12 protein-coding genes are annotated in these 17,624 nt (G+C 35.7%); 10 read left to right on the top strand and 2 right to left on the bottom strand.

The genetic code is table 11. The features are described 5' to 3' along the window. The first annotated feature begins 17 nt into the window (after positions 1 to 17). From P2W75_RS14305 to nagB, 10 genes are all read left to right on the top strand, one after another. Positions 18 to 1,541 (top strand): RagB/SusD family nutrient uptake outer membrane protein, encoded by a 1,524-nt coding sequence (locus P2W75_RS14305; protein WP_276380975.1) that lies wholly within the window; start codon positions 18 to 20, stop codon positions 1,539 to 1,541. Between the two features lie 83 nt (positions 1,542 to 1,624). After that, positions 1,625 to 2,797, top strand: a complete 1,173-nt coding sequence (locus P2W75_RS14300) for a cellulase family glycosylhydrolase (protein ID WP_276380974.1) — start codon at positions 1,625 to 1,627, stop codon at positions 2,795 to 2,797. A 275-nt stretch (positions 2,798 to 3,072) separates the two neighbouring features. Beyond that, positions 3,073 to 4,113 carry a glycoside hydrolase family 43 protein gene (locus P2W75_RS14295; protein WP_207297436.1) on the top strand — a complete coding sequence of 347 codons (1,041 nt, stop codon included), beginning with the start codon at positions 3,073 to 3,075 and terminating at the stop codon, positions 4,111 to 4,113. 253 nt (positions 4,114 to 4,366) lie between these two features. Continuing rightward, on the top strand, positions 4,367 to 6,178 hold the full coding sequence (locus P2W75_RS14290) for a glycoside hydrolase family 2 protein (protein WP_276380973.1): 1,812 nt from the start codon (positions 4,367 to 4,369) through the stop codon (positions 6,176 to 6,178). A 295-nt stretch (positions 6,179 to 6,473) separates the two neighbouring features. Next, positions 6,474 to 7,496 (top strand): glycoside hydrolase family 43 protein, encoded by a 1,023-nt coding sequence (locus P2W75_RS14285; protein WP_276380972.1) that lies wholly within the window; start codon positions 6,474 to 6,476, stop codon positions 7,494 to 7,496. Positions 7,497 to 7,520: 24 nt separating this feature from the next. Next, entirely contained in the window at positions 7,521 to 8,699 is a 1,179-nt protein-coding gene (locus tag P2W75_RS14280) for an aldose epimerase family protein (protein WP_276380971.1), read from the top strand. Between the two features lie 243 nt (positions 8,700 to 8,942). Next, complete coding sequence (locus tag P2W75_RS14275) at positions 8,943 to 9,920, top strand: glycoside hydrolase family 43 protein (protein WP_276380970.1); 978 nt, start codon at positions 8,943 to 8,945, stop codon at positions 9,918 to 9,920. A gap of 157 nt (positions 9,921 to 10,077) precedes the next feature. Then, entirely contained in the window at positions 10,078 to 11,109 is a 1,032-nt protein-coding gene (locus P2W75_RS14270) for an RNA ligase family protein (protein WP_276380969.1), read from the top strand. 171 nt (positions 11,110 to 11,280) lie between these two features. Beyond that, positions 11,281 to 13,380: an alpha-L-fucosidase gene (locus P2W75_RS14265; protein ID WP_276380968.1), complete on the top strand. Its 2,100-nt coding sequence runs from the start codon at positions 11,281 to 11,283 to the stop codon at positions 13,378 to 13,380. Positions 13,381 to 13,520: 140 nt separating this feature from the next. Further along, positions 13,521 to 15,434 carry a glucosamine-6-phosphate deaminase gene (nagB, locus tag P2W75_RS14260; RefSeq protein ID WP_276380967.1) on the top strand — a complete coding sequence of 638 codons (1,914 nt, stop codon included), beginning with the start codon at positions 13,521 to 13,523 and terminating at the stop codon, positions 15,432 to 15,434. 290 nt (positions 15,435 to 15,724) lie between these two features. On the opposite strand, the gene P2W75_RS14255 is transcribed toward nagB, so the two are convergent. Further along, positions 15,725 to 16,438, bottom strand: a complete 714-nt coding sequence (locus P2W75_RS14255; RefSeq protein WP_207297428.1) for a LytTR family DNA-binding domain-containing protein — start codon at positions 16,436 to 16,438, stop codon at positions 15,725 to 15,727. Between the two features lie 73 nt (positions 16,439 to 16,511). Beyond that, the gene (locus P2W75_RS14250; protein ID WP_207297427.1) at positions 16,512 to 17,570 is read right to left on the bottom strand and encodes a sensor histidine kinase; all 1,059 of its coding nucleotides are present in this window, start codon (positions 17,568 to 17,570) and stop codon (positions 16,512 to 16,514) included. Positions 17,571 to 17,624 lie beyond the last annotated feature (54 nt).

Raw genomic sequence — 17,624 nt, 5'->3', positions numbered from 1 at the left:
TTTTAAAAAACAGCATAATGAAAAAAATAATAATAATAACCGCAGCTTTTTTAGGTCTTGTTTTTACAGCTTGTGAAAATGAATTAGACCTAAACAGCCCAAATGATATCACAACAGACCAGTATTGGAAAACAGAAAGTGATGCACAATCTGGTGTTAATTCAATTTACGCCATGTTTTACAAAGATGGTTTGTGGGCAAGATGGATGTATTTTCGTTTAGACCTAACTTCTGATGAAGGATATAGCGTAAGTCCGTGGACAGAATTAGCAGACTGGACAAGATTCAATTACATCAATTATAATTTCTGGGAAGGAAACGCAGTAACGTGGAGAGATACTTACAAAGCGATTTTTAGATGTAATCAGGTTTTAGCAAATGTGCCAAATATCACTTTTCAAAATGAAGATGATAAAAAGAAAATCATTGCTCAAGCAAAGTTTTTCAGAGCCTTACATTACTATTATGCAGCAGTAATCTGGGAAGATATTCCACTGGTTTTAGATCCGTCTACTCCAGCAGATTTACCTCAGCAGAAAAAAGTAACTGAAATCTGGGCTCAAATCGAGAAAGACTTAAATGAATCGTATGAAGATTTACCAGGCAGCTGGTCAGCTGACCAATTAGGAAGACCTGATAAAGGTGCCGCAAAAGCTTTTCTGGCAAAAGTATATATGCAGCAGCACAAATGGACAGAAGCAAAAGGCGCTCTGGAGTATTTAATTACAGGAGCAGGAGCAAAATATAGTTTAGTGTCTAATTACAGAGACAATTTTACAGATGTAAATGAAAACAACAGCGAATCAGTTTTTGAAATCCAATTTGGAGATCAAAGAAAAGGAGGAACTGGAGAAGATCAAAATGCAGCAGTTTCCAGTAACCGTTGTCAGTTTTTTGCACCAAGAGGAATTGGATGGTCAGACGGACAAGCTCGTTTTTGGTTAGTAAATGCTTTCAAAGAAGAGAAAAACAAAGATGGTAACCTAGATACTCGTTTAAGATGGACTTTGTACTATCCTGATTTATTGGCTGATTTTGGCGATAAAACATACGATAGAAACTGGGAATGGAATAACAACGAAGCATGGTTTAGAAAAGGAAGCCGTGATTATTACAGAAATAATGAAGATTACTACAGCCAGGTAAACTACAGATTAGTTCGTTATGCTGATATTTTATTGCGTTACGCCGAAGTTTTAAACGAATTAGGAAAAACATCAGATGCTTACCAATATGTTGATATGGTAAGAGCTCGTGTGAATATGAACACATTAGCAACTGCTCATCCAGAAATTGGAACCGATCACGATAAATTCTTAGAACGTTTAAAAATGGAAAGAGTTTTAGAATTATGTGGCGAAAGTGTTCGTTGGGAAGATTTAAAACGTTGGGGAGATTTAAACTCTCAAGCTTCTGTTGATAAAATTGCACTTCGTGATCCTGACTTTAAAAACTTTACAGTAGGGAAAAATCACAGAATGCCAATTCCACAAGTTGACGTAGACAATAATCCAAATCTGGATCAAAACTCTGGATATTAAAATTAATTTTTTAGGGAATCAGACGATCAATCTGATTCCCTTATCATAAAGAACAATTGTTCGTAATATAAACAACATTTATAATGAGAAAGGTAAAATTGTGTCTGACATTTATGTTAGCAGGGCTGGTATTGCTTAGCTGCAACAACAAAAAAAGTAATCCCGAAGACAAGAAAAGTGAAACCGCTTCAGTAGAAAAAAGAGAAATCTGGACAAAAGATCAGGCCAATAAATGGTATGCAGCACAACCTTGGTTAGTAGGCGCGAATTATTCTCCTAGCACAGCTATAAATCAATTAGAGATGTGGCAGGAAGATACTTTTGACCCAAAAAGAATCGATCAGGAATTGGGCTGGGCAGAAGGTCTTGGGATGAATGTTATGCGTGTGTATTTGCACGATTTATTGCACCAGCAAGATGCAGAGGGACTTTACAAACGCATGGATACTTTTTTAGGAATTGCTGATAAACACCACATTAAAATACTTTTTGTTTTATTTGATTCTTGCTGGGATCCGTTTCCTGCTTTAGGAAAACAACGCGCTCCCAAACCGCATACACACAATTCAGGATGGGTTCAAAGCCCAGGGCAAAAAGTGCTTCAGGATAAAACACAATATCCTCGTTTAGAAAAATATGTAAAAGAAACCGTAGCAAAATTCAAAGACGATAACCGTATTTTAGGATGGGATGTTTGGAACGAACCAGACAACATGACGGGGCCATCTTACGAAAAAGTAGAAATTAAAAACAAAGTTGATTTGGTTTTACCTCTTTTAAAAGATGCTTTTGGATGGGCAAGAGAAAGCAATCCATCGCAGCCATTAACTTCTGGAGTTTGGGTTGGCGATTGGAGCGACGAAGCTAAAATGGCACCAATGCACAAAATGCAGATCGAACAATCAGATATTGTTTCCTTCCACAATTACAACACACCAGCTGATTTCGAAAAAGTAATCAAACAATTACAGCGTTACGGAAAACCATTGTTGTGTACAGAATACATGGCAAGACCAAACGGAAGTACTTTCGAAGGATTTTTACCAATTGCCAGAAAATACAATGTAGGTATGATCAATTGGGGATTTGTAGACGGAAAAACACAAACCAAATATGCTTGGGACAGCTGGACTAAAACCTATACAGCAGAACCAAAAGTATGGTTCCACGAAGTACTTCATACAGACGGAACGCCATACATCAAAGCTGAAACTGATTTCATTAAAAAAATGACAGCTGAGGCAAATAAAAGTTAATTAGAGAATGTGTCAATTTGATAATTAGAAAATTATTTTGCCACATTCGATAGCTATCGGGATTCATAGATTAAAATGATTTTTTTCAAACATAGCCCAAGGTTTCAACCTTGGGAAAACGGCGTGCGGAAATTCATTGCGTACCCAAGGTTAAAACCTTGGGCTATGTTTTATGTTGCAGCAGAAAAAAAAACTTTTTAATCCTTTAATCTGTGGCAAATAAAAAAGTAGTGAAAATTAGTGGAATTAGTGGCAACATTTTAATACCAAGCAACATGAAAAAAAACACCATAAAAAAACTCCTTTTAATAACAGCAATCGTGATCGGATTTTCTGCGAAAGCACAACAACCAGATCCGCCGGGACAAGTAAAAGGAAATGGAAAACCAAAAAATGAAGCCTATCTTTTTGCGCACATGACGCACAATGATTACGGCCGATTGTATTATTCGGTTAGTTTAGATGGTCTTCATTGGGAAAACCTCAACAGCGGAAAACGCGTTTTTGAAGAATACAAAGGACATCCGGATATCTGCAAAGGACCAGACGGAAAATATTACATCGCAGGAAATACAAGCGATGATGCAAAAAGTATCAATATCTGGGTTTCAGACGATTTAATTACTTGGAAAAAACATTCCGATTATACACCCGATTTAAAAAGTACACCCGATTATTCAAACGCTTTACAGCGAATTGGAGCACCAAAATTATATTATGATGAACCTTCTCAAAAGTTTATCATGACGTGGCATACACCACATTTAGAAGGAACAAAAGAAGACGGAGAACGTTATTGGGCAAGTCAGCGAACGTTATATGTTTTATCTAAAGATTTAAAAACATTTGAAGGACCACCAAACCGTTTATTCGATTGGGATATGGGAACGATTGATGTATTTATCCGTAAAGTCGGCGATTCTTACTACGCTGTAATTAAAGACGAAACGTATCCAACTTTGTATTGGACAACTGGAAAAACCATCCGAATTGCCAAATCAAAATCCCTTTTAGGACCTTATTCTTTGCCCCAGCAATCTATCAGTCCAAACTTTAGAGAAGCGCCAATGTTGATTCCTTCTCCAGATGATAAAATATGGTACATGTATTACGAACAATATCCAGGAGTTTCATACGGATTATCGATTGCAGATAATCTAAACGGACCTTGGTTTCAAGCCTCAGGCTACACCTTTTTCTCCGATTGGGACAAATACAGTTTTCCAGAAAAAGTACGCCACGGCTGTATGATTACAATTTCTAAAAAAGAATACGATAATCTGGTAAAGAAATTCGGTATTACAAAAAAGTTATAAAGTATGAGGTATGAGTTATGAGTTGAGGTCGTACGTTTTTTGAGTTAATAAAACAAAGATTATTTAATCGGAAATAAAATAATTAATAACCCAGCTCATAACTTCTAATTCATAACTCATAACTAAAAATATGGTTAGTTAATGTTAGTGTTTGAAAATTACCAGGCACTGTGGATATTGCCTGGTAATTTGTTTTATGAGTAACAAAAAGAAATGGCAGTGAGATTAAAATTACTGCACAAAAACAATAAAGATGATTAAAAAAACTACAGTTTTAGCGGCACTTTTTTTAAGCTGTATGGTTCATGCACAATGGAAACCGCAGGGAGATAAAATCAAAACAAAATGGGCAGAACAGGTCGATGCGAAGAAACCGTTACCTGAATATCCCCGTCCGATTATGGAGCGAAGCCAATGGAAAAACCTAAATGGATTGTGGAATTATGCCATTCAAGAGTTTGGAAAAACAGCACCTTCCAAATACGATGGGCAGATTCTGGTTCCGTTTGCAGCAGAAGCCAGTTTGTCTGGTGTTATGAAAGAAGTAGGTTCTAAAAACGAACTTTGGTACGAAACCAATTTCTCAATAGAATCTGGCTGGAACGGTAAAAATATCCTCTTACATTTTGGTGCAGTTGACTGGAAAACAGAAGTTTTTATTAACGATATAAAAGTTGGTTCACATACTGGCGGTTATACACCATTTTCATTTGATATTACACCTTTTATCAAAAAAGGAAGTAATCAGAAACTGGTTGTAAAAGTTTGGGATCCTTCAAACGACGGGCCTCAGCCAAGAGGAAAACAAGTTAAAAATCCAGAAGGAATCTGGTACACACCAGTTACCGGAATCTGGCAGACGGTTTGGATTGAACCGGTTAATGCTAAAAGTATTGCTTCATTATACACCACACCCAATATCGACCAAAATACGATCAGCATAAAAGCAGATGTGCCTGGAGCAGAAAAAGGAGATGTAGTAGAAATTTCAGTTTTTGATAATGGAAATGAAATTGCCAAAGAAAAAGCAGTTGTTGGCGAAAGCAATGATATTGTTTTAAATACACCAAAATTATGGAGCCCCGAAAATCCATTTTTGTACCAGACAAAAGTTCGATTAATCAGTAAAAATAAAATAGTTGATGAGGTGAAAAGTTATTTCGCCATGCGTAAAATCTCATCCAAAAGAGACGAAAACGGCATCATGAGAATGCAGTTGAATAACAAAGACTATTTCCAATTCGGGCCTTTAGATCAAGGCTGGTGGCCAGACGGATTATATACGGCACCAACTGACGAAGCTTTAAAATACGATATCATCAAAACAAAAGAATTAGGGTTTAATATGATTCGTAAACACGTAAAAGTAGAACCGGAACGCTGGTACACGCATTGCGACCAGTTAGGGATTTTGGTTTGGCAGGACATGCCAAGTGGAGACGATCAGCCGATCTGGCAGAACAAAAAATACTTCGATGGAACAGAATTACAACGTTCGCCAAAATCAGAAGAAATCTATAGAAAAGAATGGAGAGAAATCATGGATCATTTGTATTCCTATCCAAGTATTGTGGTTTGGGTTCCGTTTAATGAAGCTTGGGGACAATTCAAAACCGTAGAAATTACAGAATGGACCAAAAATCACGATCCAAGCAGACTAACGAATTCTTCAAGCGGAGGGAATCATTTCCAAACTGGAGATATTTTAGATTTACATAATTATCCAGGACCAGAAATGTATTTGTATGATGCCAGAAGAGTTACCGTTTTAGGCGAATACGGCGGAATCGGTCTTCCTTTAGAAGGGCATTTATGGAGAGCAAATGACAATTGGGGTTATGTCAAATTTAAAAATCAGGCAGAAGTTACTGCAGAATATACTAAATATGCTCAAATCCTTAAGAACTACGTCAAAACAGGTTTCTCAGCAGCAGTTTACACCCAAACAACCGATGTTGAAGGCGAAGTAAACGGTTTCATGACCTACGATAGAAAAGTAGACAAAATGGATTTCAAAGCTGTAAACAAAATTAATACTGAGGTTATTAATGCACTAAATAAATAATTTTTAAACACATAGAAACATAGGTTTTTTCTAAGTGATGAAAAAAGTTTTAAGAAGAACTAGTTTCCACACATAGCGGGATGTTAAAAAAAACGCATGCTAAGCTTTGTTAAAGTTTCAAAATTTGACAAAGCTTAGCAAAGATGTTTGTACACAAACAAAGCAAACATAGCCCAAAGTTTCAACTTTGGGTTCACAAAGATTTACACGAAGCTATGTGAGTTAAAACAAGTGAAACAGACAAAGAAAAACTATGCTTCTATGTGTTAAAAAAAATTAAGCCAAAAACAATAAAATGAAAAAATACCTAATCCTTTTGCTGCTTACCACAATAAGTTTTGCACAGCAGAAAACCTTCACCAATCCCATCCTGTCGTCAGGAGCAGATCCTTATAGTACCTATTATAAAGGCTATTACTATTACACCAATACACTGGGGAATAAATTGACTTTATGGAAAACAAAAGACCTTTCGGACATTAAAAATGCAGAAAGTAAAGTTATTTGGACACCGCCAAAAGGAACGGATTATTCAGCAGAAATCTGGGCGCCGGAATTTCATCTCATCAATGGAAAATGGTATTGCTATTTTGCAGCTGATAACGGCGATAACAACAATCACCGAATGTATGTTTTAGAAAATAAATCATCAGATCCGTTTAAGGGCAATTTTGAATTCAAAGGAAAAATCGCTGCCAAAACCGATAAATGGGCAATTGACGGAAATGTATTTGAACACAAAAAACAATTGTACATGATTTGGGCCGGCTGGGAAGGCGACACTAACGGACAGCAGAATATCTACATCGCCAAAATGAAAAATCCGCTGGAAATTGAAGGAGATCGTGTTATGATTTCTTCACCCACAAACGATTGGGAAACACACGGTGCCTTGCATGATGATGTAAATCCACCACAGGTAAATGTAAATGAAGGGCCTCAGTTTTTAGAAAAAAACGGAAAAGTTTTCATCGTGTTTTCGGCAAGCGGATGCTGGACAGATTTCTATTCTTTAGGATTGTTGACATTTAACGGCGGAGATAATTTATTAGAAGCTTCGGCTTGGAAAAAATCTTCAAAACCCATTTTTAAACAATCTGATAAAAATAAAGTCTATGCTCCAGGACACAATTCATTTTTTAAATCTCCTGATGGAAAAGAAGACTGGATCTTGTACCATGCCAATTCTAATCCGGGAGAAGGATGCGGTAACAAAAGATCACCAAGAATGCAGAAAATAGAATGGGATGCCAACGGATTTCCAGTTTTAGGTGAACCGGTAAGTGAAGGAATTAAATTGGCAATTCCGTCGAAATAATAGCAACTTTTAATATTCGTAAAAATGAAAAATATTCAAATCGCTGCGGTTGTAATGCTGGCTCTTTTTCAGTTCAATTGCAAAGACGCTAAAAAAGAAGATACCGTTTCAAAAGAAAGCACTGAAAAGGTTTCAGATTCGGTAAAAACAGTTTTAGAAACTAAAAATTTTGATACTATAATCGATGGTAAAAAAGTGAGTTTGTACTGGATTGAAAACAAAGACATAAAAGCCGCTTTTACCAATTACGGAGGAAGATTAATCGGACTTTGGGTTGCGGATAAAAACGGAAAACAAACCGATGTGGTAGTAGGAATGAACAGCGCAAAAGGCTTTAAAACTTCTACTGAACCGTATTTTGGAGCTACAATTGGAAGAGTTGGAAACCGAATTGGAAAAGGGGAATTTACTTTAGAAGGAAAACAATATCAGGTTCCGCTGAATAATGGAAAAAATGCTTTGCATGGCGGCATAAAAGGTTTTCAGGATGTAGTTTGGAATGCTGAAAAAACCGATGAAAAAACATTGGTATTCACGTATGTTTCACCAGACGGCGAACAAGGTTTTCCGGGGAATTTATCGGTAAAAGTAACGTATACGCTTACTGATGATAATTCGGTTAAAATGGAATACGAAGCGACTACTGATAAAACTACGATTGTCAATTTAACCAATCACGCCTTTTTTAACTTAAACGGAGAAGGAAGCGGGACAATCTTAAACCACGAATTACAAATTTATGCCAATGAATTTACGCCAGTTGACGAAGGTTTAATTCCGAGCGGTGAATTAAAACCGGTAAAAAATACCGTATTTGATTTTACTTCAAAACATACTATTGGTGAAAGAATTGAAACCAAAGACGAACAGTTAACATTCGGAAAAGGTTACGATCACAATTACGCCCTAAACGGAACCAAGAAAAATGGACTAAATCATGCGGCAACAATTTCAGGAGATAAATCGGGAATCACATTGGATATTTATACTCAAGAACCGGGATTACAGTTTTACAGCGGTAATTTCATGCAGTCTAAAAACACCTTTAAATCAGGAGCAAAAGACGATTTTAGAACAGCATTTGCTTTAGAAACACAGCATTTTCCAGATGCCATAAACCAGCCTAAATTCGCTCCGATTGTTTTAAAACCGGGAGAGAAATACCATACGGTTTCTTATTATCAGTTTTCTGTGAAAAAATAATTTAACCGCAAAGAACGCAAGTAATTACGCAAAGGTCGCTAAGTTTTTATTACTTTTTGTCATCCTGAGCGAAGTCGAAGAAACGCAAAGTTTAGCAAACTACGAGTTCCTCTAAATGACAAAAAAATGAAGAATAGCTTTGTGCCCTTCGACTTCGCTCAGGGAGACAAAAAGACTTTGCGCCCTTTGCGAAACCATTGCGCTCTTTGCGGTTAAAAAATGCACCATCAAAATCAATAAAAAATGAAAAAAGCACTATCTATAATAACGTTGCTTTGTGTTTTCGCAGCCTGTTCACAGGAAAAAAACACAGATAAACCCAAAGAATCAAAAGCCAATACAATTTTGTTAGCAGATCCAACCATCTTCTACAACAACGGAATATATTATTTATACGGAACGACAAGCGGCGATTTTCCAAACGGCGAAGGATTTCAAGTCTATACCTCATCAGATTTAAAAGATTGGAAAGGCCCTGTGGGAGCACAAAGCGGACTGGCTTTTAAAAAAGGAGATGCTTACGGCGACAAAGGTTTCTGGGCACCGCAGATTCTTCAGTATCAAAATAAATTTTACATGATTTATACCGCAAATGAAAACATTGCATTTGCCACCAGCAATAGTCCGTTAGGGCCATTTAAAAACGAATCCAAAGAACCGATTATCAAAACCGGAAACCAGATTGATCCTTTTATTTTTATTGACGAAGACGGAAAAAAATACCTGTATCATGTCCGCTTAACAAACGGAAACCGAATTTTTGTGGCTGAAATTAACGATGATTTTCAAAGTATAAAACCAGAAACGTTAAGCGAATGTATTTCTGGAGTTCTGCCTTGGGAAAACACACAAAATGTAAGCTGGCCAGTTACAGAAGGACCAACGGTTATAAAACACAATGGTTTGTATTACATGATTTATTCGGCTAATGATTTCAGGAATATAGATTATGCTGTTGGTTATGCCACCAGTAAAAGTCCGCTTGGACCTTGGGAAAAAGCAACCGACAGTCCAATCATCAGCAGAAAAAATACCAATCAAAACGGAATCGGACACGGTGATGTTTTTTGGGACAAAAACAGCAAAATGCATTATGTGCTGCATACCCATTACAGCGCAAGCGGTGTTTCTCCAAGAAAAGCAGGAATGATTTCAATAGAATTCAAAGACGGTAAAATTGTGGCAGATCCAGCCAGTTTTCAGTTTTTAAATGTGAAATAATCACTTTGTAAGTATAAACTTTCAGATAAAAAAAATAATGGCTAAGTTTGCCAAAGATTAATTTTAATCTGAATACTTATTTAGTTAAAATAAATGATCTCTAAATTCTGTATCGTAAGAGTTTAGAGATCATTCGTTTAAAATACATATAAAAGCAATGAATCATTTTTCTGAATATGAAAAAATGCCTGAAAACTTTAATCAGTATGGGCACAATGAAAAGCTGATTAAAGACATGAACAGGTTAAAATGGGTGGTGACAGAAAAAATACACGGAGCCAATTTTAGTTTCGTTTATCAAAATAGGAATTTACAATTTGCAAAAAGGAAAGATCTTTTAAAATGGAGTGATGATTTCTTTGGCTTCCAAACTGTTGTAAATGAAATAGAAACTCGCATTATATCTCTTTTTGAACAATTTAGTATTGATTTTAAAGCCGATAAATATATCATCTATGGAGAACTTTTCGGTGGACATTATCCGCATCCAGATGTAGTTCCTAATCCAAATGTGCAAGCTATTCAAACAGGAGTGTATTATTCGCCGGAAGTTCGGTTTTGTGCTTTTGATATGGCTTTTGAAAAAGACGGTAAAAAAGAATATCTCGATTATGAACTTGCCGTGTCATACTTCGAGAAATTTGCTGTTTTTCACGCTCAAATCCTCTTTGCAGGAAAATTGAATGAAGCTATGGAATTTAATAAAAGAATAAATTCAACAATTCCTGCTTTGCTCAATCTGCCTGCCGTAGAACAAAACCTAATTGAAGGAATTGTATTAAAACCCTTAAAACATAACGGGCTTATTCATGATGAAGAAAGGCCTATAATAAAACTAAAGAACACTGAGTTTAAAGAGCAAAAATTCCATCAGGCACAAAATTGGTCGTATATTCCTAAGGTTTCTTCGTACTCAGAAGAACTGGCTTTTTTAATTGACGATCTCAGAAATTATATAACAGAGAACAGATTAAACAGTGTATTGTCAAAAATTGGAGCCATTGATTTTAAAAACCCTGAAAGAATGCAAAACATTTATGATGAATTTATTGAAGATGTATTGTTAGATTTTAATCTCCAAAATGATAAGATTCTAGATGAAATTTCGGTTCAGCAGAAAGAATGGATTATTGACAGAATCCGTCCCGAAATTATAATTTTAGTTGAAAACCGTTCTTCGGTATCATAAAAAATGTTTCTTGTTGATACAGAAATTAACTTAAAAAGCTTCTTTTTACTCTAACGATTTACTAAAAACATTCTAAATCCGTTGTTGGTCGAAATAATGATTATTAAAATAGTAATTTACATTAATATTGTGTTGTTCCTATTTTAATAATGTGTTATTAATCACCGCACGATGAAAAATGTTTTTCTCTTTTTGTGTTTGTTCTGCATCACATCTTCAATTAATAGTCAAAAAATTGTAAAAGCTCCAGAGCCGTTTGGACCGCTTCCAACACAGAAACAACTGGATTGGCAGGAAATGGAATTTTATGCTTTTGTGCATTTTTCGTTAAACACTTTTACCAATAAAGAATGGGGTTACGGCGATGAATCTCCAGCCTTATTTAACCCGACGAATTTAGATGTTCGTCAGTGGGCACGTATTGTAAAAGCAGCCGGAATGAAAGGAATAATTCTCGTTGCCAAACATCATGACGGATTCTGTTTATGGCCGTCGGCTTATACAGAACGTTCGGTGAAAAATTCACCGTGGAAAAATGGAAAAGGCGATTTGGTAAAAGAACTCGCCGCGGCCTGTAAAGAATATGATTTAAAATTAGGATTGTACCTTTCTCCTTGGGACAGAAACCATGCTGAATACGGAAAACCTGAATATATCACCTATTTCAGAAACCAGCTGAAAGAATTATTAACGAATTACGGAGATGTTTTTGAAATGTGGTTTGACGGTGCGAATGGAGGAGATGGTTATTACGGAGGAGCAAACGAAACCAGAAAAATCAATACATTAGAATATTACAATTGGGACGAAACGTATAAACTAATTTACAGTATTGCCCCAAAAACGTTGGTTTGGGGAATTGGCCCATCAGAAGCCAGATGGATTGGAAATGAAGAAGGACGTGCCGGAAAAACAAATTGGTCACTTTTACGCCAGAAAGATGAATTAGCCGGAAAAGTACATTATACCGAATTTATGTCGGGACATGAAAATGGCGAGAAATGGGTTCCAGGCGAAGCCGATGTTTCAATACGACCAGGATGGTTTTATCATGCGACAGAAGACGATAAAGTACGTCCGCTGGATGAAATGGTCGATATTTATTACGAATCAATTGGAAGAAATGCGACTTTGTTATTGAATCTTCCGGTTGACAGAAGAGGTTTGGTTCATGAAAATGACGAAGCTCGATTAAAAGAATTAGTATCTACCATAAAAGCCGATTTTAAAACCGAACTATTAGTCGGAAGTAAAATTTCTGCCGATAATGTGAGAGTAAACAGTACAGAATTTGCAGCAAAAAATGTCGCAGATGGAAATAAAAAAACGTACTGGGCAACAGACGATACTATCAAAACAGCTTCTATTACTTTTGAATTTGATAAACCAACTGCCGTAGATCGTATTCTTTTGCAAGAAGACATTGCTCTTGGACAAAGAGTAAAATCGTTTAATGTTGAGGTTAAAGTAGATGGAAAATGGAAAACTGTGGCAACAGAAACTACTATTGGTTACAAAAGAATTTTAAGAATCGAAAGAGTGGAAGCATCAGCTATCAGAATCAATATTACGGATTCGAAAGCGAGTATCGTAATCTCGACTATTCAGGCTTATAATGCGCCTACTTTTGTGCGTATGCCTGAAATCAGCCGTGACCGAAACGGTGATGTTACCTTAAAATCAGAAGAAGGAAATCCTATTTATTATACGGTTGATGGAACCAATCCAACCGAAAAAAGTACCTTATATAAAGGTGTATTCCGATACAATAAAGCGGTTCAGATAAAAGCCATTTCTTTTAATGATACAGAAAAAATAAGAAGTGCTGTGAGAACCGTAAAATATGGTGCTTCAAAAGAAAACTGGAAAATCAGTAAAGTATCAAGCGGTGATTTAAAATCAGCAGACCGAATTATCGATGGAAATCCAAATACAGAATGGGCTTTTGGTAGTGAAGAAAACAAATTGCCGCAGGAAATTACAATCGATATGGGAACCGTTTTAACTATAAATGGTTTTACGTATTTGCCACAGCAGGTTGGCCACAATTTGAATTTGATTTCCAATTACGAATTTTACACCAGCACTGATAATGTAACATGGAAACTACAGTCGCAGGGAGAATTTTCGAATATCAAACACAATCCAATCGAGCAGGTTAAAACTTTTAAGAAAACCAAAGCAAGATATATTCGTTTCGTGGCGACATCAGGAGTGGCAAAGACATCAACGGTTTCTATCGCTGAAATAAATGTAATCGAAACGCCGTAATCCAGTTTTGGATTGGAATGATTTTGCTTAAAGTTATAAATTTTGTCCTATAGCGAAGCTTACAGGTTATTAGTCGAATTTTTGATTATTTACATTATGTAATATTTAATTTTATACTAAATAATTACAACAACAGGCAAATGATTAAAGAAAGTATAAATTTCAAAGAAGCAGGAAAGTTCGAAGAAACGCGTTTTGAAAAGATACATAATGTAATTTTCGAATCGTCTAAAGAAGCTTCGATTTTAGTAGCTCAAGAAATAGCCAATATCATTCAGAGAAAAGAAGAATTGAACGAGCCTTGCGTTTTAGGCTTGGCAACAGGATCTTCTCCTATAAAAGTATACGAAGAATTAGTTCGTCTTCATAAAGAAGAAGGATTGAGTTTTGCAAATGTAGTTACCTTCAACTTAGATGAGTATTATCCAATGGATAAAAATGATATTCAAAGTTACTGGTATTTCATGCATGAGCACCTTTTTAATCATGTTGACATTCAGCCTCAAAATATTAATATTCCTGACGGAAGCATCAGCAATGAAGACCTTCAGCAATATTGCATCGATTATGAAATGAAAATCAAAGCATACGGCGGATTGGATTTTCAGCTTCTTGGAATTGGAAGAACAGGACATATTGGGTTCAACGAACCGGGATCTCACGTTAATTCTGGAACCAGAAGCATTACATTGGATCATTTAACGCGTGTTGATGCGGCATCCTCTTTCTTAGGAATTGATAATGTGCCTAGAAAAGCGATTACAATGGGAATTGGTACAGTAAAAAATGCCAAAAGAATTGTACTTCTTGGATGGGGAATCAGCAAAGCATCTATTATAAAGAAAACAATCGAAGGTGAAATTTCATCTCGAGTTCCGGCTACGTATTTACAGCAGCACAACAACACAACTTTTGTATTAGACACGGAAGCTTCATCGGAACTAACGAGAGTAAAAACGCCTTGGTTGGTAAAATCAGTAATCTGGACAGACGAATTAAAGCTGAAAGCTGTGGTTTGGTTAAGCGAATTGACTAAAAAGCCTTTCCTTAAACTTACTGATAAAGATTACAACGATAACGGAATGTCAAGCGTACTGACTGAAGAAGGAACTGCATACGATTTGAATATTAAAATGTTCAACAAAATGCAGCAAACGATTACAGGATGGCCGGGCGGAAAACCAAATGCTGATGATACGTACAGACCGGAACGTGCAACTCCGGAGAAAAAGAGAATTATCATTTTTAGTCCACACCCTGATGATGATGTTATTTCGATGGGAGGAACTTTTGACAGATTGGTAGAGCAGGGGCACGATGTGCATATTGCGTACCAGACTTCGGGAAATATTGCGGTTTCAAATGAAGAAGCTTTAAAATTTGCTGAAATTACAAAAGCATTAAATCCTGAATCTGCAGAAGCGGATACGATTATCAACTTCCTAAAAAACAAAAAAAGCAACGATGTTGATTTGCTGGAAGTAAGAAAACTGAAAGGTTTAATTAGAAGAAGCGAATCTTTAGGAGCAACACGATATTTAAGTGTGCCAGATTCTAATGTAAATTTCCTTGACCTGCCATTTTACGAAACAGGAACGGTTAAGAAAAATAATCTTGGCGAAGCCGATATCCAGATTATGTGTGACATTATCGAAAGAATCAAACCGCACCAGATTTATGCTGCCGGAGATTTAGCAGATCCGCACGGAACACACAAAGTTTGTCTGGACAGTTTGTTTGAAGCTTTAAAGAGATTAAAACACAAATCGTTTATGGATGACTGCTGGGTTTGGTTGTACAGAGGTGCTTGGCACGAATGGGAATCATACCAAATTGAAATGGCAGTTCCTATGAGTCCGGATCAGGTTCTTAAAAAACGTCACGCCATTTTCTTCCACCAGTCACAAAAAGATGGTGTAATGTTCCAAGGTGATGACAGCCGAGAATTCTGGATTAGAGCAGAAGACAGAAACAGATTAACTGCAGAAAAATATCACGCTTTAGGTTTAGCTGACTATTCAGCAATCGAAGCTTTCAAGAGATATTTCTTCTAAGAAAATCTTTAAAATATAATAAACTATTTCATGTGGTTTATTTGGTTAGTTACCAAGTTTTGAATGCAGCCGTGGTTGGCTGCATTTTTTTTTGTGTTTTTATAAAAGTTAAATGTAAAAAAGTTAGATGTTAGAAGTTTGTTCTTTGTTTGTCACCCTGAGCGAAGTCGAAGGGCGCAAAGCTTTCCTCATTTAGCGGCATAAAAAAACCTTTGTCAAAATATCAAATTCTGACAAAGGTCTCATAAAATTAGACGTTTAACATCTAACTTCTTACTTATAACTTTTCCCTATATAGAAGAATTCAAAATTCTTTGTTTTACATGATCGATATACGATCTTCCAATTACGTAGCGAAGTCCTTCGATCTCAATGCTGTTTCCTTCAACAGCGTCGATTTTATCAATGGCAATTGTGTACGATCTATGGATTCTTAAAAAGTTTTTTTCGGGCAGTAAATCGGTAAAATCGGATAAAGTGCTGTGAATAATATATTTACCAGTTGTGGTGTTGATTTTTAAATAATCTTTTAAGCTTTCGATCACCAAAATTTCGTTGAAGAAAATCTTTTTCATTCTCTTTTTATCAATCTTCACGAAAATAAACGGACTGTCGCCACTGCTTTCCTGAACAGAATTTCCTTTGTTTTCAAGTCTTTTGCTGACTTTGTTCAGTGTTTTCATTAACCTTGGAAACTCAATTGGTTTTACCAGATAATCCAAAACATCCAATTCGTAAGTTTCAATAGCAAATTGGCTATAGGCACTTGTAATTACTAATAAAGGTGGATTGTCGAGACTTTTGATAAAATTAATTCCATCCAGAACAGGCATGTTAATATCCAGAAAAATTACATCAACCGTATTGTTTTTCAGGAAATTCAATCCCTCGATTGGGTTACTGAAAGTATTTATTACCTCAAAATTTTCAAGCGGTTCTAAGTAATTTTTAATAACGTTGATTGCCAATGGCTCATCATCTATAATCAAACATTTTATTTTCATTTCTTTAATCTTAGTTATTTTTGAGCGAAAAAATAATTTAGCAGATAAACTTATATACGAGGAAAAGCTGTTTTTAGGTTACTTTAATCACAAGTTTCACGACAAAAATATTCTTTTTATTTTTAAAAGAAAGCTTATAGTCATCTTTATTATAACCTAATTCAAGTCTTTTTTTAACATTTTCAATTCCTATACCACTTGACTTGTTAAAATTGTCTTTATGCTGCGTAATTTCTGGTGTCGGGTTCGAAATGGTAAAATGTAGAAAGTCACCTTTCACTTTAAAATCAATATCAATACGTACTTTTCCCGTGTTTTTGTTTACACCGTGCTTAAAAGCATTTTCGATAAATGTCAGCAGAATTACTGGAGAAATTTCCTTGTCGTGAATATCTCCCGATACTTCCATATTTACTTCGAGCCTTTCGTCATTTCTAATTCGCTCAAGATCAAGGTAATTTTGAATGCATAAAATCTCGTTTTCTAAACTCTGTTTTTTACCGCTTGTATCATAAAGCATATAACGCATTAACTCAGAAAGCTTCAGAACAATTTTTGGCGTTTTATTCGATTTTTCTACAGAAAGCGAATAAATATTATTTAAGGTATTAAAGAAAAAGTGCGGAGAAATCTGTGACTTCAAAAAAAGCAGTTCAGTTTCTAATTGTGATTTTTCAAGATCGGTTACACGTTTTTGTTCTTTCAAGAAATCCAATGTGATTTTAATTGCCGTAACAAAAGTCATTACATACAATTCTCCCATCATCATATCAATCGTATAATTTAAAGTCAGTTTGTCGATAGTCTGCGGTCCTTCCGGCCAGACATCATGTGTGATTAATAAATAGGTAAGATTGAATTTTAGAACGACCATTAAAAAAATAGCCGAAAAAACAGCAAGAACATACAATACATATTTCTTTCGGTACACCAAATACGGCATAAAGATTAGAATATTCAAATAACACAGCGTCATGTGAATTGGAAATCCCAGCAGATTCGTCTTAAAAGAATAGACATAATCATTAAAATAACTTCCCCACCTAAAAGTATTAAATAAGAAATAAGTCAGCCAAAAGATGATATGATAATGCAAAGGGATGCGATATAATTTGCTAGAATTGAAATTCATAATCTGAGGGTGTTTTGTGACTTTTTTTGATGTTTATCTAAGTTTATATGTTAT

The sequence above is a fragment of the Flavobacterium sp. H4147 genome (assembly GCF_029360735.1).
Classification (GTDB): Bacteria; Bacteroidota; Bacteroidia; order Flavobacteriales; family Flavobacteriaceae; genus Flavobacterium; species Flavobacterium endoglycinae.
The sequence above is the reverse complement of the archived record's forward strand: the minus strand, read 5'-3'. Positions and strand labels throughout refer to the sequence as shown.